Raw genomic sequence first — 22,189 nt, forward strand, 5'->3', positions numbered from 1 at the left:
CGGAAAGATCGACCACGCGTCGGTCTGGCTACCGCCAGGCGACGGCACCTCGGCCAATACGTACGCCTTCAATCCGCGCGCTTCACCACCAGCGCCGACCACCAGGGGCCGTCGGTTCGGCCGCGACAGGCATCCCAGAACCATGCGGAAACCTCCGGCCACGACTGGCCGATCTCGTCATGGACTCGCTCGCGAACGACGAGTCGCTCCTCGTCGCGCTCGGCTCGAAAACATGACCAGAGCTGGCCTCTCGCATCCAGTTGCGCGTGCTCCGGCGAAATCGAATAGCCGAGCGCGCGGTAGCAGTAGCGGCCGGTGTGCAGCCCCATCCCGAGCCGCCAGGTCCATCGCAAAACAATCTCCGAGTCGCCTGCACGAAATCGCGCCATCCTGCCCTCCAGTCGATCAGCGAACGTCTCGTCGCCTTCGATGGCCGGAAGACGTTCGAGCACCTCGCCCTCGAACGCGGCCGGCCAGCCCGGGAACTCCGGCGGCTCTGGCTCCGCGCGGCTCGCCATCCTCGGGATCGGAGCCAGCGCGGCGAAGGCGCAGAGGATCAAGAAGCCGCGCATGTCGCCTCCGCCGAAATCGGATCCGAACTCATTCGATGCACGACCAGGGCCAGCGCGACGGCGGCCAGACTGTAGATCGCAAGCCCGGTCGCCGGATGCACCCACTCGGGCACCCCACCCCGCAGAATCAGGATTCCGGACTCGAGGTAGAAGAGGCTAGCCGTGCGAAGAACGTTGGCCGCCATCACCATGAGAAGCGTCCAGCCGGCCGCCAGCAGCGTCCGTCGATTGTCGAGCCGGTGCATGAGCGCCAGCGAGAACACGAGCAGGAAGCCGGTCCACAGGAAGCGAACCCCGCTACAGGGCGCGTCCACCCAGAGGAGACCACCCGCCCACTCGAGACAGGTTCCCGAGCGCGTGACCGCGATGCCACCGGCGCGGAGCAGCGGGGCGGTGAGTTCCGCGACGAGCGCGCGCAGGGGATAGCTGAGTTCGTACTGCAGGAGCGGCAGAGCCGGCAGGGCGAGGAGCCCCAGCCCGAGGATGGCCACGAAGGCGCTCCAGCCGACGAAGAGCGCGCAAACCGTCGAGGCGAGGCCCAGGACAGCGAAGGGCGCGGTCGCTCCGGTCGGCAGCCAGAGCGCGCTGAGCGCGTACAGAGCCATGAAGGCGCCGGGAAGCCTGAGGGCGCGTGGCAACGGGCGCGCGCCCTCGCCGCGTGCGCCCGCGAAGAGCACCAGAAGCCCGACGGCAATCGGCGCCAGCTCGACGAGACTCGACGTCCAGTAGAGCCGCTTTGCATACCATCCAGCGAGCGGCCAGAGCGCGACCAGCTGCAGCCCAAGAACGTGCCAGCGGTTCACGCGACCCCACCCCGCATCCTACGACGCCGCGCGAGGAACGACCCGAGGGCGACCACGGCCGCCAGCAGGACGATCAGGACGAGCTCCGGCTCCGGCAAGATCGGAACGGTCGCCCCGTCCACGGCCTCGAGACCGGCACGCCTGTACTGCGCTTCGTTCTCGAGCACGACGGCGCCCGTCACCGAGGTGACCAGCTGCTGCTCCACCGCCAGAGCCACCGCCGCTTTCCGCGCTGCTTTTCCGCGCTCGGACGCGAGACGCTCGACCTCGCCCGCCGCCCAGAGACGCGCGACGTGCTGCGATGCGTGCGGCTCGTCCGGGGGTTCCGCTGCGGCATCGAGCGGCGCGCGGTGGATCACGAATCGCTCCCCTCCGGCCACCCAGGCCTGAAGCAGGTCCGACAGATCCTGGGCCCAGGAGCCCATCCGAGGCGCAGCGAGCAGCGCACCTCGCTCGGCGAGTTCCCGCGCAATCACGTTGGGCCCCGGAGCGATCTGCATGTCGAAGAGAACTCGCCGGTCACCGGACCGATCCGCGTATTGCATCAAGGCATCGGTGGCCTGGAGGCGAACGGGCTGCGGGCCGTGAATCCACAGCACGCGCGCTTCGTCATGCCCGGCTGCCAGGTCGAGCGCCGCCGTGAGAGCCGGCACGCCATCCCTTCCGCCCTCGAAGTCGAAGGACCGGATCGCGGCCTTGGCTCGATCCGCAGTGTCTTCGCTGACCCGGCCCAATGGAATCGCGGTTTCGACGGTCTCGGCGCAGAATAGCACCGCGCATTCCCTGCCGGCGGACAGTGTCCCGATCGCGTCCGCCAGCTCGGTTGCATGGGACGCCATCGCCTTCGATCCATCGATCACAAGGATGGTGCGTGAGGCGGAACCCATGGGCTCGCTTCGGATGATCTGTTCAACGGCCTCCCTCCCTGCCACGGGCGTCCATACCCGCTGGATGTCGGCACCCCGCTCGACTCCCACGATCGCGTTCGAGTCACTCAATCGCCGGTCGTCGAGGCTCCCTCGCAGCGCATGGCGACCTGCGGCTGGCGGCTGCGGGATCAGTTCCGTGTCGCCCGGATCCAGTGCGTCATGGGCTTCGATCCAGACGGCATGCTCCACGTCTCCAGCGGCGAAGTTTCGCTCGACGAAACTCGGCAGTCGAAGGTGCCCGCGAGTGGCATTCGTCCCGGCCCCCGTGAGGCCAAGAGGTGCCGTGATGCCGATACGAATCTTCATCGGCTGCCCGCCCGGCAGCACGGGGAAGCACTGCATCAGGACGCGATCCGGGCCCGCTGTCGTCACGAGCACCGGGTCCTGCCGCTCTCGGACCACCTCCTCGTACGCCTTGCGGACCTCGGATCGAGCCGCAAACGCGGCCTCCCTCTCTTCGCCGTCCACCCACAAGGTGAGACGGGAAACCACGCCGCCCGACGGTAGCGCCAGAACCGCACGCGCCTCGAGACTGTCGACGACGGATCGGTTCCTGAACGAAAGAGTCCACTCGGTGTAGGCGAGCGCTGCGTCGGCATCGATCTGGGCGTCGATTCTCGAGGAGGCGAGTTCGAGCCCGCGCGAGCGCTGGCCGACCTGGTCGCCGCCGCGCTCGGGATCGCCTCCGATGAACGGCGCTGGGGCGGTCGACCACGGGCCATGGGACTCACCTGGTGGAGCCGAGGCATTGAAGGGCCGACCCGTGACCCTGTAGTAGATCTCTCGAGCGCCATCGGTCAGAACCGGGTCGCTCACGTCCAGCACGAGCGCCACCAGCCCGGTCGCGGACTGCGGCCCTCCATAGCAGCGGCCGAGGAGTTCATCCTCGCTGCCGAAGGTTCGGAGCCAGCGAATCCCTCGCTGACGGGTACTGGCCTCGGCGGAGGACGCCATGTGCAGACCGATGCTCGTCAGAGCACTCGGAGCATTGATCGCCGTGAGGAGGAGGATCCCGAGAAGGGCACCGGCCATCAGTCCTGGAACCGGACGAGGCGGCGTCTCTTCGCTTGGATCTGACGAACTCCGAGGCATGGCTCTTCCGAGCCGCTTGCGCATGCGAACGGTCGCCATCAGCCCGAAGAGTGGACTGAGCGGAAGGAGCCCGATGCCCCCGAAGACGACGCCTATCGCCGCCAGAGGGAGGAAAGGCAGGAATAGAAGAGCGTAGTAGCTGGTGACGACCAGCGCTGCCGCGTTGAGTGTCCCGAGATAGCGCCTCTTGACGCTTGCGGCCCTTGGGGACCGCTGCTGAACGAAGTAGAGCGCCATCGCGTTCGCGATCGGTACCAGGGCGATGGCGCCAGCATGCCCCCAGGTGGGGATCGGGTCGAAGAACTCCCGCGCGCACATGCGCGATCCCATCTCGATGAGCAGAGTCGCTGCAGGAAGCAGAACGCCAAAGAACGTGAGCCCGGTCACTCCACCCGCCCCAAGCGGCTGCGGACGCCACCCCACGAATTCCGTGTCCTTCTGCGCCTCCGGTCCGGCATGGGCGACAGGCCTGCCCATGCGCTCAAGCGCGCGGTCTACGTCCTCTCTCGTGACGACGGTGACGCCGGCCGCGTGAAGGTCGGCCTCGACGTGGTGCCTGATGTCTTCGGCGACCTCATCGGGATCCGCGCCCTCGTGGCCAGCTTCCGCAACGTCACCTCGGACGCGTTGACAGTACTCGTCGAGGGCCTTCTCTGCGCCTGCACTCCACTCCATCACTTCATCCTCTTCTATCAGGGCCGAATGGCGTCAGGGCACGCGTCGTGCGAGCCTCTCGACCCGCTTCTCCAGCGCCCCCAGCTGGCCCTTGGCCAGTCCCTTCCGGACGCCCAGCCGCTGCGCGCGCTCGGCCATCGCCAGCGCGTTCGTGAGGTCGCCGAGCGCGTGCTCCAGGAGCATCGACGCGCCCGCGAAGAGGTCCACCGCGATTCGATCGTCGCTGCATTCCTCCAGCGCCTCGCGGTAGGCCGCGCGCGCCTCGTCGCGGCGCGCCGCGCGGCGCAGGAGCTCTGCGCGCAGGAGCTGCATCCGCCGCCGGTCCATGCCCGTGGCCTCGCGCACCAGCGCTTCCTGAGCCCAGCGCAGCCGCTCCTCCGGCGTCGTCGCGGTCTCCGCCAGCGCAGCGGCTCGCCGGCAGGTGGGGCCCGCCAGAGCGCTGCCGCAGCGCCGCTCCTCCGCCACCGCTCGGCCGAGGAACGCGCTGAGCGTGACGAGCGAGAGCACATCCTCGTGGTTGTGCAGGAACACGCCCTCCAGCCGGTGCGGTCGCTCGGCGAGATAGTCGAACCACGCGGCGGGCGCGAGGCTTCCCGGCAGGTCCTTGGCCCGCCGAAAACCGAGAAGCTCGCGCTCCATCGTCTGGAGCTTCGCGTTCGGGTAGGCGCCGTGGGTCAGCCTGCGGAACGGATGATAGAGGTCGAGGTGCGGACGCCCCTCGAACGGCGGCTCGACGCCCGCGATCTTCATCTTGTCCTCCAGCCGGTGCCGATCGAACGACTTGCCGAAGAACGACACGACCGAGTCCCCCATCCGGATGCGATCGGCGACCTCGGCGAGCATCGCGCGCTCCTCCCCCGGGTGACGCAGGAAACTCTGCCAGGAGACGTAGGTGTCCCCCTCGAACCAGCCGAGTCCGACCATGTAGACGTAGACACCCGCGCCGCCCGATAGCCCGCTCGTTTCCGTATCGAGGAACACCGCGCGTCGGAGATCGATCTCGCCCAGCGCCTCGTCGCGCGCGAGGCGCGCGATCGCCGCAGGATCCGCCGCATCGATCTCGTCGAGGTCCCACTCCCCGTGGCGATAGCCCGGCTCGATCCGCGTCTCACGAACCGCGAACTCCCCCTCCGCACGCTGGATCACCCGAAGCTCCGCCGGATCTCCGACGGTGGTGTCCCAGCTGTCCGCGATGCGCTGGAGCTCCGACGTCATCGGCACGCCGCCTCCCGTGTGCGGTATCCCTTGAAGCTCCTTGCGGCGCGAAAGGCGCGCGCCGACCCACGCGGGTAGCGACTTCGCGCGCTCCGTGGCAGCGGGTGCGGCCTCCACCTGCGGAAGCTCTTGGGCTACGGCCTTCCCCTGCGCCTCGACGGCCCCGTCGCGGCGAAGCCTCGCCAGCTTCGATTTGAATGCGTCCTTCGCCATCGTTCCTCGCTACAACCCCTCGGTCGCCATCCCCCTGGGAAGAGGACCGAACTCGGCCTCGGAGGTTTCGTACAAAGCGTCGTCTTCGAAGCCCTCCCCGGAATCCGCTGCTTCAGGATCCGCTGGTTCGGGAGCAGGGCCCGCGCCGAGGTGCTCCAGCAGGCGCGTCACGATCTCCTTCCCCAGCGGCCCGACCTCGGCCACCGGCCCGACGCACGCGGGACAGCCGATCTCACAGGAGCAGCGCGACACCACGTCGAGCGCCGCCGTGAACATCGACCGGTGGGCCGCGAACAGCAGCTCGCCGAGGCCGACGCCGCCCTGGACCTTGTCGTAGAGGAAGATCGTCGGCTGGCCGAAGTGCGGCGACTTGATCTGCGACGAAAGCCCGAGATCCGACGGCTGGCACCGGATGAAGAGCGGCGCGACGCGGCGCATCAGCTCACCCAGCGCACGCCAGGCCGACCCGCGCTCGCCGCCCGCGAGCCCGATGTCGTCAGCGGCCTCCTCCGACATCGTCAGGATGAACGCCTCGGTGTCGAGTTCCTCCGGCGGCAGCTGGATGTCCCCCGAGCCGACGTTCTCGCGCGTGTAGAAACGGATCTTCTTGTAGAGCGTCGCCACGGTCGTGACGTGCACCTCGCCGCGCCAGGCGCTGTGGTCGTCGCCCGCGGCGGGCTGGCCGTCCGGATCCACGACGCCCAGGGCGGCCCGCGAACGGCGCAGGCGATCCTCCAAACGCAGCACGCGCACCTCGGTGTCGGTCTGCGCGTCGGTGTAGTAGTCCGACTCGACCTCGCGGACGTAGGCGCGGCGGTTCTTGTAGTCGAAGCGCTCGACGCGCCACGTCACCCCCTGGACCTGGTAGATCGCGCCCTCATGCACCGTCGTGATCGACGACTCGCGATCGGTCTCGCCGATCGCGCGTTCGGTCCCTGCCTCCAGGATCAGCACGTTGTCGATGTCGCCGCCCGCGAGCGAAACGTCCTGGGCCGGGTACGAATCCGCCATCCAGTACCACGTGTTCTGGCGACGGTGCAGGAAGCCCGACTCGTCGCTCAGGTAGTCGAGGATCTCCGGAACGTGCGGCGCGAGACCGAACTCGGGCTCGTTCGCGAGCTGGTCCTCCCCGTCGCCGTACTCACCGTCGCCCCCCTCTTCCGCGTGGAAAGGCAGCTCGAACGCCGCGCACTTCACGTGCTCCGAGAGCAGCACGAGGTTGTCAGGATCGACGCCCAGTTTTTCCCGCGGCGCTTCGAACAGGTACTCGGGGTGGTGCACGAGGAACTGGTCCACCGGCTCGGAGCGCGCGATCTGGATCACGAGGCTCGGCTTGCCGCGGCGTCCCACGCGGCCCGCGCGCTGCCAGAAGCTCGCCTGACTCCCCGGGTAGCCCACCAGCACCGCGACGTCGAGCGCCCCGATGTCGACGCCGAGCTCCAGCGCGTTCGTGGAGACGACGACCTTGATCTGACCGTTCTTCAGCCCGGTCTCGATCTCGCGTCGCATGTCCGGGAGGTACCCGCCGCGGTAGCCGCGGATCTCCGACGGCTTCAGCCCGAGCCGCTTCGCGTTCTCCTTGAGGTAGCGCGTGAGCACCTCGACGGCCGTGCGCCTGCCGCAGAAGAAGATGCTCTGGTGACTGGGTCCGACGACCTCTTTGGCGAGTTCCCGCGCCTCCTCCAGCGCGTTCGCCCGCAGGCCCGCGATCGAGTTCACGATCTCCGGCTCGTACACGCCGAAGATCCGCTTGCCCGAAGGCGACGCGTCCTCGTCGATGACGGTGAACGGTCGACCGAAGAGCCGCTCCGCGTGAGCCCGCGGATCCGCGATCGTCGCGGACGAGGCCAGGAACTTCGGGTTCGCGCCGTAGTGGCGCGCTATGCGCAGCAGGCGCCGCAGAACGTTCGCGACGCTGGACCCGAAGACGCCCGACAGCGTATGCACCTCGTCGACCACGACGTAGCGCAGGTCGCGGAACAGCTCGGCCCACTTCGCGTGGTTCGGCAGGATCCCCTGGTGCAGCATGTACGGATTCGTCAGCACCATGTGCCCACGATCGCGCAGCGTCCGGCGCACCGCGGGCGGCGTGTCGCCGTCGTAGGTGAACGCGTGCCAGTCGCCGGCGCCCGACTCGGGGAAGCGCTCGACCAGCTCCTCGACGAGGGCGGTCAGACCGACCGTTTGATCCTGGCTCAGGGCCTTCGTCGGATACAGAAACAGCGCGCGCGCGCTCCCGCCCGACTCCAAGAGCGACTGGATCACCGGCGCGGTGTAGCAGACGGTCTTGCCGCTGGCCGTGGGCGTCGCGACCAGCACGTCCTCGCCGCGGAGCGCCGCGTCGATGGCCTGGGCCTGATGGGCGTAGGGCTCCAGGATGCCGCGCGACTGGAAGACCTCGACGAGGCGCGGATCGAGCCGCGCGGGCCAGGCCTCGGTACGGCCGGGCCGCGCGGGAGCCTCGCGCCAGTGCACGAGTCGCTGCTTCCAGGGGACTTCGGTCTGCAGCCGCTTCGCGATCGCCTCGACGCCGCGGGCCCGGCCGCGCGCCCGGCGCTCGCCGCCCGCCCGCACGGAGGCGGCTTCCCAGCTGCTTCCTTCCGCCTGGCTGCTTCCCTCAGGCGGGTCGCCGCCCCGCGTCACGTGCTCACCGTCGTCCATCGCTGCCCCCCCTACCACGCTCCCGAACCCGAGCCGCCACGGCGGCGGCTCTCTGTTAGGGAGATGATAGGGACTGGCCGCCGCCGAATCCACGGCTGAGGCAGAGGGAGATCACTCCCGATCCGGCTTCGCGTCCATGATCGCCATGAGATCCGCGTGGAGCTGCTGGCGCTTCAGCGCGCCCCGGAGCGCTCCCATGATCACCTGGGCCTCCCCCGAAGGCGTGACGCCGATCTGCGCCTCGGAGTCGTTGCCGCTCGAGTCGGTGAACCGAATCGTCACCAGGTCGCTCAGCGACTCGCGCTCACCCTCCGGAACGTGACGACTCACCTTCAGGAAGAGCAGGTGATCGAGCACCGGGTCCAGCTCACGCGCGGGAACCTGGGCGTCCACGGGCTGCCAATCATCCTTGGGGCTGCGGCGGAACCTGCGGTCCTTGCCGTCACGCTCGATCACGAGCGCGTTCATCTGGATGTTCTGAAGTTCCCAGAGCTGTCGATCGAGGTAGTGGTCCAGCGGCCGGTCGATCCACTCCAGCACCTCGGGCGCCAGCGAGCCGACGATCGTGTCGCCCTCGCGCAGGAAGGGAGCGACCTCGGTGCCCTGGGGCGTCTTCACGACGTCGCCCACGTAGCCCCCCTGGCGCACGTCCGTTCGCGGCTGCACCCAGAGCCCCCGCAGCGCCCTTCCTCCCGGGAAGAACTCGGTCACGGGGAGATCACGGAAGTAGCGCAGCACCTCGGCCTTCTCCGTCTCGACGAGCAGATCGGTCATCACGTTCGAGTCGGCGGGCAGCTCGATCGAATACTCGTCGAAATCCTTCGGCCGCTCGGCCACCGTCCAATCGTCGCCGATCTTGGTAAAGCGCAGATCGCCGGCTTCGCGTGAGATCCACACGTGCATGACCTCCGCGCGCGGCACGCGAACGAAGGCACCCTCGAAGAAGACCTCCACGGGCTCCCGAAAGCGCTGGGCCGTGTCGAACTCAATCTCGAAGACGTTGGCCATGCCGTCGCGCTGGGCGTACACACGGTTCTGATCCGCCGCCAGGTGGATCGACTGCTCAGAGCCCCCGTTCGACGTCAGCTTGATCGTGACCCAGGGCTGGTCGAGGTTGTACTTCGAGAGGTCGACATCGGGCCGATCGCTGACGAAGCGCTTGGCCTGGGCCGAACAGAGGAAGCGGGACCAGAGCGTCAGAAGCGTCGGATCACCCTGCACGCGATACGGTTTGTGGATGCGCCAGCCGTACCCTTCGGGTCGCGCGAGGAAGTCGAGCGACTCACCCGCGCCCTGGTCGTACCACCCACCGATCCGTTCGACCTGCGCCACGGAGTTGGGGTCCAGGGTGAAGAGCCGCTTCGAGCGGAAGTCCGCGGAGGTGAGCGAGAAGAGCGTCTCCAGGTTGCGTGCCGTACGCAGCGTCTCCCCGTCGCGCCGCACGTACACCCGCATCCCGTCGAGGTCGAGGGCGCCGACCTCGATGCGCGTGCGACGTTCCTCCCCGTTCTCCAGCGTCTCGATCGTCTCCAGGAAGCCCCTGGGCGGCGAGAATGACGGAGCCGCCTCGGCCATCAGCTGCTCGGGAACGATCGAGGCACCGTTGCGCTGGATGATCTGGAAGATCTTGTCCATCAGGCCAGGCTCCGCAGGCCACGCGACCGGCTCCGTGAGGAACCAGCGCCCGCCTCCGTCCCGTTCGAAGCGCATGTGCCGCGTCGACTTGATGTCTTCCAGTCGAATCGCGGACACGCGCCGGAGCTCGACGCCCTGGAACAGCTGCGTGGCCTCGACCACCTGGTTCTCGGTCTCGCGCTCGGTTTGGCGGTACGCGAGAAAGGCGAGCACGCCGACGACGACGGCGAGGATCAGTGGGGTGAGTCGACTCATGACTTCGAAGGAGCGGCCTCGGACGAACCGATACGCCGACGACCGCTTCCGCGCGATCGGAGGATCCAGACGATCAGACCCAGCAGAAAGGTCACACCGGGCAAGTAGAAGACCGCGACGCGGGACGCCGTGACGAACGCGTCGTTGTCGGCCGAGCGAGGCAGGAATCGGAGGTCGGGGTCGCGCGGGGGCACGACGATACGATGCTCCTGATCGGTCACCCAGCTGAAGAGAGCGCGGGCGAAGCCAGCGTCACGGTTCAGCTGCCGATCCAGGTTCGTGAGAGACATCTCGGAGCCGAGCGCCACGATGCGAGTCTCCAGCTCGGCGTCCAGCCCACTCACGCTGGGAGCGTCCTCGCCGGGGGGCATCTGAACGGTCGCAGCCAGCGGGAATCGTCCGAACGATCCGTCGACCTCGGCGTCGAAGACCATGTCGACGGGCACGGAGTCGAGCCAGCTCTGGGGCTGGGACTGGAGCAGGTGCTGGGCGACGCCAGCCCTGGGCTGCTGCACGATCCGGACCTGATGCGAGAAGGAAACGACGAGGCCACGCCCGGCCGAGACATAGGGCTTGAGGATCGGGTGCGTCGTCAGAAGGCTCGGGGGCAGCTGGTGGATTTCGCACTGCTGCACGCCCTGGAGGACGCGCCCCGTCTGCGCGTCCACGTAGGGGTGCACGACCCGTCCCTCGCTGACGTCCAGACCGAAGTGCGTGAAGAGATCCGGCATATCGGAGGCACGCAGAAGGAGCGGATCGACCGGCGGTGCGAGCACGAGCCGTCCGCCGCGCTCCGCGTACTGAACGATGGCCGCATACATATCCTCGGGCCACGGCGACCGCGGACCGATGGCCACGAGCACCTCGCAGTCCTCCGGCAGCGGCCCGTCCTCGGCCATGTTCCATTTATGCGCGACGATCCCGTCCTGCTTCAGCTCCTCGACGAGCAGGCCGAGTCCCTCGCTCCCGTCGACGTCGAAGGGATCGTTCTCGCCGTACCCGGTGGTGAAGTAGGCGTGCAGCTCCTGTCGGCGCGTGACGTCGAGGATCGCTTCGGCGATCGACTCCTCCGCGTTGAACGAAACGATGCGCGGGTTGACGGGCCGATCCCCCTCCATGCGGAAGGGCTGAAACTGCGCGAGAGCGCCATCCAGCGGCAGGAACTCCCGACGCTCACCCCGACTGACGATCAAGCCGTTCTCGAAGCCCTGCAGCCGCAGCTCGCGCTGCCTCTGCTGCCAGCCGATCAGGTCTGTCGTGTCGACACGCTTGACGTCGACCTGGCCACCCGACTCGGTGGCGATCATGCCAAGGAGCTTCTCCGTACGGTACATGACCTCGGCATCGAGCTCCGCGCGCCTGCCGCCTTCAGGGCGCCAGAGGACCTCGATGAGCACCTCGTCCTCCATGCGTTCGAGCAGCCCGAGCGTGGCCGTGGCGAGCGTGTTCTTGGCCGTCGACGTCAGGTCGAAGCGCTGCCGGATCCCCGGCCGCCCCACGAGCCAGTTGAGCAGCACGACCGCTGCGACAGCGAGGAAGACCGTAAGAGTGAGCTGCAGCGCCGTTCCGAGCCGCGAGAGGCGGCCGACCGAGCCGACGCGCCTCGGGCGAGTCGTCGGAGCGGTGCCCTTTGCTTCGTTGGGATCCTCTCCGCTCATCCTCGCCACCTCCGGGCCTCGAGGGAACGCGCCGTCAAGAAGAGAAAGAGCCCGGTCCAGGCGAAGAAGAAGATCACCTCGGCCGAGTCGATCACACCGACCTGGAACGAACGCTGGAAGTGACCGATCGCGTCCATGCTGCCGACCACCGTTTCCGCCCGCTCCGAGAGCGCCTTCAGCTCCGCTCCCGTCTCTGCGAAGTATGGAAGCACGTTCGAGAGTGCCAGCAGAGCCAGCCAGGGGAGGGTCAGCCAGAGCACGCACGCCACCATGCTCAGGAACGCCGCGAGCAGGGGCGTCGCCGTGAAGGTGGACGCCAGCATACCGATGGAGACGAAGAGGCCCGAGACGAGCAGCGTGCCGACCCAGGTGCCGATGATCGCGGGCCAGTCAGGCGAACCGCCCACGTAGTCGAGCGCGCCGGCGTAGACGAGCGCCGAGGTCCATACGAGGCCCAGGAAGAGGGTCGCCGCGAGGAACTTGCCGACGACCACCGCCAGGTCACCCACGGGCGCGGTGAGCAGGTACTCCAGCGTGCCGTTGCGCGACTCCTCTGCGATCAAGCGCATCGACAGCAGCGCGGGCAGGAACACCATCCAGACCCAGAAGCTGCCTTCCGACATGGAGGCGTTCAGCGTCGCGGTGATGTTCCCTCCCGAACGGACGAGGTAGGAGTTGAAGAGCAGGCCGTTGAGCAGAAGGACGACGAGCAGGACGATCCAGGTGAACGGAGCCATGAAGAGCCCCGTCAGCTCGCGTCGGGCCACGACGAGGGCACCGGTCACGCGTCGCCTCCTTCCGGATCGAGCGGATCCAGCTTCGGCGCAGCCGGCGGAACCGGATCCACCGACACCGGCTTGCTGAGGTCGCGGCTGGCGCCGCGATCGAAGGGGTTGAGGCTGTAGATCGTCTTCGGCTGCGCGGTGCCGGGCGTGCCCAGCGGAAGCGGCTTCTTGGCGCCCTGGGGCATCGAGAGTTCGAGGCCCGAGGTCACCGGGGCTGGAGCATTGGAAGCGTTCGGTACCGCTACAGGAGCGGGAGCGGAAGACGCCCCCTCGGAAAGCACCGGGGCGACGTCGCCGATGACGAGCCGGGTGAAGATCTGCTCCAGCGTCGGCCGCTTCCACGTGAGTTCGCGGAGCGCCCAGCCCTGGGTCATGGCGAGCGCGCCGATATCCTCGCGCAGGTCGCCCTCGCCGCTCACGCGGAACGAATGGTGGATCCCCACGCGGTCGCCGAGGGTCACCGTCTCGACGCCAGGGAGCGACTTCATCAGCTCCGCCATGGCGCTCGCCTCTGCGGGCGCGGCGGCTTCGACGAGGACGTGCCCCGCACCGCCGCCCGACCCGCTGGCGCCGAGCCGCTGGATGATCTGGTCCTGGCTACCGTCCGCCACCTTCTGGCCCTCATGAATGATGATCACACGCGGCGCCATCGCTTCGATCTCGGCGAGGATGTGCGACGAGAGCAGCACCGTGTGTTCGCTGCTGAGCGCGGCGATCAGGTTGCGCACCTCTCCCCGCTGGATCGGGTCGAGGCCGCTCGTGGGCTCGTCGAGGATGAGGACCTCGGGGTCCGGCAGGAGCGCGACCGCGAGCCCGACGCGCTGCTTGAGGCCGCGCGAAAGGGTCCCGACGAGCTGCTTGCGCCGATCCAGCACGCCCACGCGATCGAGCACCTCGCCGATCCGCGTCCGCAGGTCCTGGCGCGACATCCGGTGGAGACGGCCCTGGAAGCGCATCATCTCCTCGACGCGCAGCTCCGGATAGAGCGGGACCGACTCGGGCAGGTAGCCGATGGCGCGCCGGACGGCCATGGAGTCCCTCATCACGTCGTGGCCCGCCACGAGGAGCCGTTCGGCGCGGGTCGCGGGCAGATAGCCCGCCAGGATCCGCATGGTGGTGGTCTTCCCGGCGCCGTTGGGCCCGAGGAAACCCACGACTTCGCCCTTGGCGACCTCGAAAGACAGGTCGTCGACGGCGGTAGCTGAGCCGTATCGACGCGTCAGGTGTGCGACTTCGATCATGAAAGTGGTGACGGGATCCGAAGCAAGGCTCCGGTAAAAGAGCCATGTAGAAGAGCCCGGAGGAAGAGCTCGGCGGGAGCAGGGTGAGGGCGCGACCCTCTCCTTCAGGATGCGGCGGCGTACTTTCGGATAGGAAGACTAGTGTGAGCCAGCTCGATTACAAACCGTATGCCAGCCTGAAGTTTCTCCCCTGATTCCACCGTGGCTCGCCCCGTGGCACCGCCCCGTGGCACCGGGCCGTCGCACCGGGCCGCCGGACCTGCCCCTTGGCGACCGCTGCCCCGAACGGTGCGGCCCCGCCCACCTGCACGTTCGAAGAGCACCGAAGGATATCGATCGGACCGTCCACGCCCTGGGTCTCCTTCCATGCATCGCCGAGGCGGCTGATAGGGGAAGACCACCCCTAAGCGTCGCGGCGAGCGCATGAGGCTACTTGACGGCAGCGCTCGCCCTCGTGGGGCGAGAAAGCTCGAGATAGAGCTGCTCGAACCAGGCTCCCAGGAGCTTCAGCTCCCCTTCCTCCATGCAATCGGGCCAGGTCTCCCGCAGGACGTCCAGCCGAGAAAGGGACGTAGGGGATTCGAGTAACTCGCCCAGAAGGACCTTGCGCAGCTGCTCGACGTCCCCATCGAGAATAGCCTGCGCTCGCGACTCGATCCGCTGCCGGCCAGGGCGTTCCCCAGGAAGCTCGGCAACCGTCGCCATGGCCGCCGTGGCCGACGCGCGCGCGCGCTCCGGGTCCTTCTGAATGAACTGGATCGCCTCCTCCAGTTGGACCCAGCCCAGGGCCTGGATGGCATCCAATGGCGTCGCCCCCGTATCGGTCCAGGTTCCCTCTTCGATCGCCAGACGCGCCGCATCGAAGTTCCCCGCCCGGGCCTCGGCCTCGTACAGCGAGATCGAGAATTTGTGGAAACCAGGGCGAAACCGCAGGCCCTCGCGGGCGTGATGCGCTGCGAGTTCGTGACGCCCGAGCTCGCTGGCTGCGCTCGCTGCATTGATGCGGAGCACCCATGCCGAGGGGCAGAGCTCGAGCCCCTTCTCGCAGAGCTCCAGCGCGTCGGGATAACGGTTCTGGCGAAGTCGATGGGTACCCAGGAGCGAGTAGCTCGTGGCCGTCCGGTAACCGTCCGCTTCCTCCATGCGAATGATGCGAAGCGCCAGCGCCTCGGAGACCGCGTAGAGGGCGTCCTCGTCCACCGGTTCTTGCCGCAAGAGTGCGTTGATCTCGCTGAATCCGAACAGCGCCTGGAACTCCTGGGCATGACGATTGCCCTCGAGATTCGCGGCCGCGAGAAGTGCCTCCGCCCCCTCCGACTGCCCCGCGCGCATGAGGTGGTAAGCCGCGACGTAGCGATCCTCGTCCGAGTCGGGATCAGGCAAGGAGGTCAGCTCGAGCTCCATATCTTCGCCCGCGGGCAGGCGCGTCGCGTCGGCGTAGAGCTGCGCCAGCGACTTCGAGTATTCGGTTCCTGCTGCGTCCGCAAGGGAGGCGAAGTCGCGGGCCGCACCGTCCCTGTCGCCGTGATCCCAGCGGAACGCACCGCGGAGCAGGTAGGCAGTGACCGGTCGATGCCGAGTCACCACGACACGATCTAGCGTCCGCTCGATCTCAGCTTGAAGCTCCGGATCTCTGACTCTCCGGTTGACCTTGGACACGACTCCGAGGTTCGGAGGCACTGCCGGGTAGGCGTCCGCGGCAGCGAAGCGCTCCGCCCGTGCGCTGGCCGCATGGCGCTGCCACAGGATCCCGCCCCAGATCAGTCCGAAGAGAAGCGCGGCGAGCGTCGCCCCTTGCACGAGCCTCGAACGGCGCGCTTGCCTCGCCAGGCGGGTGAAGGCGCTGGTCGGCCGCACGCTCACCGTTCGGTAGGCCAGGAACGCGCGCAGATCGTCCTCGAGTTCGTGCGCGGTCTGGTAGCGGGCCGAAGGTTGCCGCTCCAGACCGTGCTCGAGAATCGCCGCCGTGTCGCGCGGGAGTCCAGGCCGCAGGCGGCGCGCAGGAACGGGCTCCCGGGTCGCCACCGCAGCCATGACCTCCGTCGCGTTCCCCACGTAGGGCGGACTGGAGGTCAACATATGGTAGAGCGTCGCGCTCAGCCCGTAGACGTCGACGCTGCTCTGCGCCTTGACCTTGCCGAACGCGGCCTCCGGCGCCATGTAGGCGGGCGTGCCCACGGTGGATCCTCCCAGCGTGAGCGTCGCGTGGTCCGCGCGGACCGAGATCCCAAAGTCGAGGAGTACGGCGCGACCGTCGCGCCGGATCATGACGTTCGAGGGTTTGACGTCGCGATGGAAGACCCCGGCCGCGTGCGCTGCGCCGAGTCCGCCCGCCAGGCTCGCCGCCCAGCGAACGCAAAGCCTCAGGAAGTCCTCTTCGCGGATGTCCCGGAGGCCGAAGTGCTCCGTGAGCCAGGCGGTCCCGTGACTCTCCTCGCCGAGCAGCGCGGCCCGCTCCAGGACATCCGCACAGGAGGCTCCGTCGATGTACTCCATCACGAGGATCGGGGAGCCCTCCTCGGTGACCCCGCGGTCGTAGATGCGAACGACCGCGTCGTGATCGATGCTGGCCAGCGCGGTGGCCTCGCGCTCGAAGCGCTGGAGCGCCTCGCCCCGCTCGAAGAGCCCCGTGCGCAGAACCTTGATCGCCACCTTCCGCCCGAGCTCCAGGTCGTCCGCTTCGTAGACGATCCCCATGGCGCCCGCCCCGATCCGGCGCGTGACACGATAGCGGTCGCTCAGAAGCCGGCCGACCGCGGAGACATCGTCGGGCTGCTGGCCGGCGAAGCCTGGCATGCGCCCTGCGACCCGAAGTCCAGCGAGCACCTCTTCCACGAGCTCCGGGTGCTCCGCCCGGACAGAATCGATCGCGGCATCGCCTTCCCCCTCGGAGGCCGCCTCCAGGCATCGCGCGATCAACTCGGTGATCTTGGACTCGCGTTCTTCCTTCAAGGAATACGGAAGGTAGCGATTGGCGGTCGATCTCGCCAGGAGACAACTTCGTGACCGATGCCCGGTGACCGGCGCTACCTTGGTCCCTGATGTCCGCACTCAGCTCCAATCCTTCGCTCGCACGACGGGCTCCGGCCGTGGTCCTCACCCTGGGCCTCTGCAGCGCCGCCGCCCTCGGGATCGCCAGCTTCACCGACTTCGGCGATCCCCGCGTCGAGGCGCGGGCCCAGGCGAGGCTCAGCGCGGACACCCAGGCCCGGGAGATCCAGGTCCGCTGGAGCGATCTCGCCCGTGCGGAGGGACCGCTGCCGGGAACCCTCGAAACGTATCGGATCGAGGACGGGGAGGACCTCAGGGGCGTGCTGGACGAAGGCCTCTACGGGAGCGACGGACGCGCGGTGGACCCTGTACTGGCGGCGCTCGTGGCCTCGGGGAGGGCGTCGCTCCAGCGGAGGCAACCCGTCGAAGCACTCGGTGCGTTCGAGGACGCGCTGCGCCAGTCGAAGCCCGACGCGAGGGACAGGGAAAGCGCGCTCTTCGAAGCGGTTCGCGCGGCCGGCGTCGCCGGGAACGTGGACGCAGTGGGAGGCTACCGAACTCGGCTGCTGGAGTCACCGAACGACGTCGTGGTGCGTGGAACCTCGGGCCGACTGCTGTCGATGCTGGTGGCTCCCGTGAACGCCGAGGTGGCCTTCACGCTGCTGACCGAAGGGGAGCACGTGCTCCCTGCGCCAGTGGATCTTGCGCGCGTGGAGAACGGCGAACTGAGGTTCGAACTCGACCCGTGGTGGAAAGCGATCCAAGGGGCGCTGAAGCAGAACGCGCCAGCGCTCGACTGGTCGAGTGCCTTCCAGGTAGATCGAAGAAGAGCGATCGCGCTGCAGCGGCTGATCGACGTCGTGCGCGACGACTGGACCGGACACTGGACGCTCGTACAGAAAGAGGGAGCCCTGTTCGGTCTTCGGAGGTGGAACGAAGCCCTGGAGATGGCGTGCATCGACGAGGGGGCGCTGCTCGCGGAGCTCGGCCGCAACGCACACGGCGACCTGCCCATGCGCATCGCCGTCGAGCAGGCGCGAGGACTCGATCCGAAGCCGCTCCCCGGCAGCCCCTACTCCGTCACCTGCGAGCCGATCGATCCGGAGGCCGCCGCACGCCCCCAGCTGCGCCGCATCCGCTGGATCCGCGCGGGCCTCGCGGGGCTCGGCGCGCTCGTGATGCTGGCGTCGATCTTCAGTGCGCGGGCGGCCGCTCGCGCCCGTCGGCTGGCCCGACTGCGCAGCACGTTCGTCGCGAGCGTGTCCCACGATCTGCGAACGCCGACCCAGGCGATCCTGCTGCTCGCCGAAGCCCTCGAGCAGAACCTCGTCGACACGGAGGGCGCGCGCGGCCGCTACCACACGCAGATCCGGCGCGAGGCCCAGCGGCTCCGCCGGCTCGTCGAGGACCTCCTGGACGGCGCGCGCATCGATCGCGGCGGCGGCGCGCGGATCGAGCGCAGGCTCGTGCGCACCGGCCCGTTCTTCGAAGAGCTCACGAGCGCCATGCACGACCGCGCCGCGTCCTCGAACGCCGAGCTGCGCGTGACCTTGGCCTCGATGCCCGAGACGATCCATGTGGACCCGGATGGCGTCCATCGGGCGGTGTGGAACCTCTTCGAGAACGCGCTGGCCCACGGGAAGTCCCCCGAGAACGGCGCGAGGGCGGCCATCGAGGTTCGCATCGCCTGCGAGGGCGGCGTGCTCCGCTGCGAGGTGGCCGACGACGGCCCCGGCATCCCCGCGCGCCACGCGGAATCGGTGTTCGCGCCTTTCGAGAGACTCGTGGATCGCGCCGCCAAGGCGGGCATCGAGAAGGACACGGGTACGGGCCTCGGGCTCTCCATCGTGCGCGCGATCGCCGAGGGCCACGGCGGTGCCGCCAGGGTCGAGCCGAGCCCGCGCGGCGCGCGCTTGGTGGTCACGTTTCAGGCGGAAGAGAGCCATGGGGACGCCGCATGACCCGGGTGCTGGTGATCGAGGACGAGCTTTCGATTCGCATGCCGCTCGTCGACGTGCTGCGGGCGCGCGGCTACGAAGTGCTGGAAGCAGGCGACGGTGAGCGCGGGCTGGCGCTCGCTCTGCGCGAGGACCCCGACGCGATCCTCCTGGACCTGATGCTCCCTGGGCGCGACGGCTTCAGCGTGCTGCGCGCGCTGCGCGAGGATCGGCTGACCGCGACGGTGCTGATCCTGTCGGCGCGCGGGTCGGAGATGGATCGAATCCAGGGCTTCGAGTACGGCGCCGACGACTACGTGGTCAAGCCGTTCTCCATCGCCGAGGTGCTCGCGCGCCTGAAGGCCGCGCTGGCCCGCAAGGGGGGCGCGACCCCTGGCATCGGCGAGGTCGAGGACGTACGCACCGCGTCGTTCGGCAAGGTCCACGTGGACTTCGAGGCGTACAGCCTCGTGAACGACGGAGTGCGCCACGGGCTCTCGCGCCGCGAGATGGATCTTTTGCGCTACTTCCTGAGGCACGACGGCGAGACCCTGGAGCGCATACGCCTCATCGACGACGTCTGGGGGGTCCCCGACGACGACGAGAAGGCACCGACGCTGCGAACGGTGGACAACCACGTGCTGCGCCTGCGCAAGAAGATCGAGCTCGCTCCCGAGGACCCGCGGCATCTCCTGACGATCCACCGGGTGGGCTACCGCTTCCTGCGCCGCGGGCAGACGGAGGCACCCTGAGACAGCTTGTTGACAAGCGCGGACACCGAGGAGACAGGCCGCGCGCGGACGGCGCGTAGAACGGGTCCTGTGAAGCTCCCCCACCGCGGCGAGCGCCTCCTCACCCCCACGAACACAAACGCCATGAGACTCAGAGACTCGCTACTCCCGACCGCCCTCCTCGCAGCCTTACTTGTCACCTCGGCCTTCGCCCAGGAATCGACGACCGACGAAACGTCGCTTCAGGACCGCCTCGCCCGATGGGAACTAAACGCCACCGTCGGAGTGCCCGACGAGAGGGCGATGGAAGAACTCAAGGAGCTGATCGCTGCGGCGAAAATGGAGGCGAGGGCGGACGTCGTCGCCAAGGGGAAGGCCCTCCTCGCCATGTATACCATCGAGGATGCAGAGGCTCTGGGGAGCCTCCGCACGAGCGTGGCGGCGGCTACGGCTCAGCTGGAGGAACTCAAGCTGGAGGCAGAGATCCAGGCGGCCCTCGAACGGGGCGACGAGAGCTTCCTGGACTCGCTGGGTAAGTACGCCCTTCCCGTGCTGACTCGCCTTGCACTGGAAAGCAGCGGGCTCCCTTCGAAAGGAGGTTCTGTTACGGCGCTGTCGTACGTGGCGAAGGCTGCCCCGGCCGAAGCGCTCACGGTGATCGTCGCGTTGCTCGGGAGTGACAACCCGCTCTTGCGTGAGCTGGCACTAAATGCGTCGGTGCGCCCGCTCACGGGCAACTCCGGGAAGGTCTGGCTACCGGAGGGCGACTACGACTGGAGACCGGCTGACCCTGCCTGGACCATGATTGCCGAGAGCGCCGCGAAGGAGCCGGGCCTCGACCCGGTGATCCAGGGCCGAATCCTGGGAGCGTTCGCGAGGAAAGGGTGGCTCGACCCGTCGGCCAAAGCGCCTGCACTCCGGCTGGCGAACCAAGGTCTCCTGCCCCTCGGGAGCATCTGCGTCGCCCCCCGAGGGCGCTGGCTCTACGAAGAACTCTTCGAGTCAGGAAACGCCACGACCCGCTATTCCGCAGCCAAGAACCTCAGCACCTCTCCCTTTAGAGAGGTTCTGTTCCAGGCTGCAGTGGATGAGGAAGAGAGCATTCAGAAGATCGCAGCCACTTCCCTGCTCTTTGGTGCCGTGTTCGCATACACCGACGAGCGACACCAAGGTGGAGACGGTCGACCCTTCATCCCTGAGCCGTCATCCGAGCTGACGAGCGCCTTCCAAGCGCTCGTGACCTCCCCGTTTGCAGATGTCGCCGAGGCGGCCGTGATGAACGCGCGTCGTCGAATCGACGAGAGCGGTTCGCTGCCATTTGGAGGTGAAGTTCTCCTTGATCTCGTCAAGGCCGTAGCGGACACAGAGCTCAAGTGGAATCTGATCAGCCTCCTGAAGGGAATCCCCGGGGAGGAGCGCGTACCCACCTTGACGGCAGCGGTCGAGCACGTTGCGCCTCTCATGGAGGAGCTAGAACGCTGGGAGCAAGTCCTAAGGCTCATGAGCAATCTCCCCGGATACGGGATTCCTTCCTCGGAGAACTTCTGGACGCTGGCGGACTCCCTGGGAGTGTGGCTTCCGATGGAGAACCCGCGTGTTCGGCAGCAATGGTCGAGCATCGTGAATGCAGCCGTCACTTATAGAGGCGTCTCAGCGGGCCCCATGCTCGATTGGCTCGCCAGGTACGGGCTGGATGAGGAGTGGCCCTTTCAGTGGAACATGAATGGGTGGCTGAGAGCGCTCTCCCCCGAGCAACGTCTTCGCCTGATGGTGGAATTCTCGCCGCGAATCTTCGGAGACCACGAAAGCAACATCGCCGCACTGATCCGGGAGAGGTATCTCCCGGACCGGACATCATTGGAGGGCGCGATCCAGGACACACGATCTTCTGACGTCGTCCGAGTGGAGGCCGCAGAGCGTCTACTCACTCGAGTCCATGATGGCAGGCTCGATGAGGATTGGCTCCCGGCACTCGCTCGCTCCATCTACGCCTACCGACCGGGATCCTCTCAGCCCGAAGGCCTCGTGCAATCCATGACGGAGCGGCAGCGCTCGATCCTGTTCAAGCTCTGGCTCAGCGACCGTGAGGCACCGGATGGCTTCGTGCTGGCGATGTACCCGCTGATCGAGGACCAGTCGATGCTGGACGAAGTTCTGCAGCGTTTTCCGAGAGCGAGCTGGTCCGCGCTCGAGGGAGAGAACCAAAGGCTGCTGCAATCAGCCGTGGACTTTGCCGTTCAACGGTCCGAGGAGACTCTTCACCCTCTACTTCAGGGCGATCTCTCCGAGATGGTGAACGTGTACCCGGCGATCGCGGGTGCCATCTCGAACCACCGCTTCCCCTGTTTGCAGCCGGTGGCGGAGCGGATCCTCCGCGAGGCGCCGGACAACCTTGCGAGCAAGCGCAGCGCCATCCTGGCCGTGGCGGGCTACTTCAACGCCAGTGCCGCGAACGCACTCCTCGAGACTTCGCGCCTTTCGGTAGACCCCTTCGTTCGGAAGGAAGCCATGGAAGCGCTCGGTGAGATCACCGAGTGGCGAGAGACAGCTCGCATCTGGAGCCGGGCGGCGGATGCTGAAGTTCAGCGAGCGGACGCCATCGCCGAACTCGTCGCGCTCATCGAGGATCCGACTCAGTCCGGCGAAGTGCGCGCGGCTTCGATACGCGGGCTCGGGCTACTCGCCGCGGCAGAGCAGCTGCCGCTCATCATCCGGGGGATCACCTCGGATGAGCCAGAGATCCAGGCCGCAGCGCGCGCGGCGCTGGCTCGGCTAGAGCAGGAAGCGGACCGGTAG

General features: G+C 67.9%; 13 protein-coding genes. 3 read left to right on the plus strand and 10 right to left on the minus strand.

From position 1 onward, the window contains the following. Positions 1 to 68: 68 nt before the first annotated feature. The 10 genes from Poly30_RS14650 to Poly30_RS14695 form a co-directional block, all read right to left on the minus strand. On the minus strand, positions 69 to 572 hold the full coding sequence (locus Poly30_RS14650; protein WP_145198528.1) for a hypothetical protein: 504 nt from the start codon (positions 570 to 572) through the stop codon (positions 69 to 71). Further along, positions 557 to 1,375 (minus strand): archaeosortase/exosortase family protein, encoded by an 819-nt coding sequence (locus Poly30_RS14655; protein WP_145198530.1) that lies wholly within the window; start codon positions 1,373 to 1,375, stop codon positions 557 to 559. Before Poly30_RS14655 ends, Poly30_RS14650 begins: the two co-directional genes overlap by 16 nt. Beyond that, entirely contained in the window at positions 1,372 to 4,071 is a 2,700-nt protein-coding gene (locus Poly30_RS14660; protein ID WP_145198532.1) for a VIT domain-containing protein, read from the minus strand. Before Poly30_RS14660 ends, Poly30_RS14655 begins: the two co-directional genes overlap by 4 nt. 33 nt (positions 4,072 to 4,104) lie before the next feature. Beyond that, positions 4,105 to 5,499 carry a ribonuclease H-like domain-containing protein gene (locus Poly30_RS14665; RefSeq protein WP_145198534.1) on the minus strand — a complete coding sequence of 465 codons (1,395 nt, stop codon included), beginning with the start codon at positions 5,497 to 5,499 and terminating at the stop codon, positions 4,105 to 4,107. Between the two features lie 9 nt (positions 5,500 to 5,508). Next, positions 5,509 to 8,160 (minus strand): DEAD/DEAH box helicase, encoded by a 2,652-nt coding sequence (locus Poly30_RS14670; RefSeq protein WP_145198536.1) that lies wholly within the window; start codon positions 8,158 to 8,160, stop codon positions 5,509 to 5,511. 111 nt (positions 8,161 to 8,271) lie between these two features. Next, positions 8,272 to 10,050: a DUF4340 domain-containing protein gene (locus Poly30_RS14675; protein WP_145198538.1), complete on the minus strand. Its 1,779-nt coding sequence runs from the start codon at positions 10,048 to 10,050 to the stop codon at positions 8,272 to 8,274. Beyond that, on the minus strand, positions 10,047 to 11,708 hold the full coding sequence (locus Poly30_RS14680) for a Gldg family protein (RefSeq protein ID WP_145198540.1): 1,662 nt from the start codon (positions 11,706 to 11,708) through the stop codon (positions 10,047 to 10,049). The genes Poly30_RS14675 and Poly30_RS14680 overlap by 4 nt, the downstream gene beginning before the upstream one ends. Then, positions 11,705 to 12,493 carry an ABC transporter permease gene (locus Poly30_RS14685; protein WP_145198542.1) on the minus strand — a complete coding sequence of 263 codons (789 nt, stop codon included), beginning with the start codon at positions 12,491 to 12,493 and terminating at the stop codon, positions 11,705 to 11,707. Before Poly30_RS14685 ends, Poly30_RS14680 begins: the two co-directional genes overlap by 4 nt. After that, on the minus strand, positions 12,490 to 13,734 hold the full coding sequence (locus Poly30_RS14690) for an ATP-binding cassette domain-containing protein (protein WP_145198544.1): 1,245 nt from the start codon (positions 13,732 to 13,734) through the stop codon (positions 12,490 to 12,492). Before Poly30_RS14690 ends, Poly30_RS14685 begins: the two co-directional genes overlap by 4 nt. 429 nt (positions 13,735 to 14,163) lie before the next feature. Further along, positions 14,164 to 16,686 (minus strand): serine/threonine-protein kinase, encoded by a 2,523-nt coding sequence (locus Poly30_RS14695; RefSeq protein ID WP_145198546.1) that lies wholly within the window; start codon positions 16,684 to 16,686, stop codon positions 14,164 to 14,166. 89 nt (positions 16,687 to 16,775) lie between these two features. Between Poly30_RS14695 and Poly30_RS14700 the strand changes: the two genes are divergently transcribed. The 3 genes from Poly30_RS14700 (at position 16,776) to Poly30_RS14710 (ending at position 22,189) form a co-directional block, all read left to right on the plus strand. Further along, positions 16,776 to 18,686, plus strand: a complete 1,911-nt coding sequence (locus Poly30_RS14700) for a sensor histidine kinase (RefSeq protein WP_145198548.1) — start codon at positions 16,776 to 16,778, stop codon at positions 18,684 to 18,686. Continuing rightward, on the plus strand, positions 18,683 to 19,414 hold the full coding sequence (locus Poly30_RS14705; RefSeq protein ID WP_145198550.1) for a response regulator transcription factor: 732 nt from the start codon (positions 18,683 to 18,685) through the stop codon (positions 19,412 to 19,414). Before Poly30_RS14700 ends, Poly30_RS14705 begins: the two co-directional genes overlap by 4 nt. Before the next feature lie 123 nt (positions 19,415 to 19,537). Continuing rightward, positions 19,538 to 22,189 carry a HEAT repeat domain-containing protein gene (locus Poly30_RS14710; RefSeq protein WP_145198552.1) on the plus strand — a complete coding sequence of 884 codons (2,652 nt, stop codon included), beginning with the start codon at positions 19,538 to 19,540 and terminating at the stop codon, positions 22,187 to 22,189.

This window comes from Saltatorellus ferox (assembly GCA_007751475.1).
Classification (GTDB): domain Bacteria; phylum Planctomycetota; class UBA1135; order UBA1135.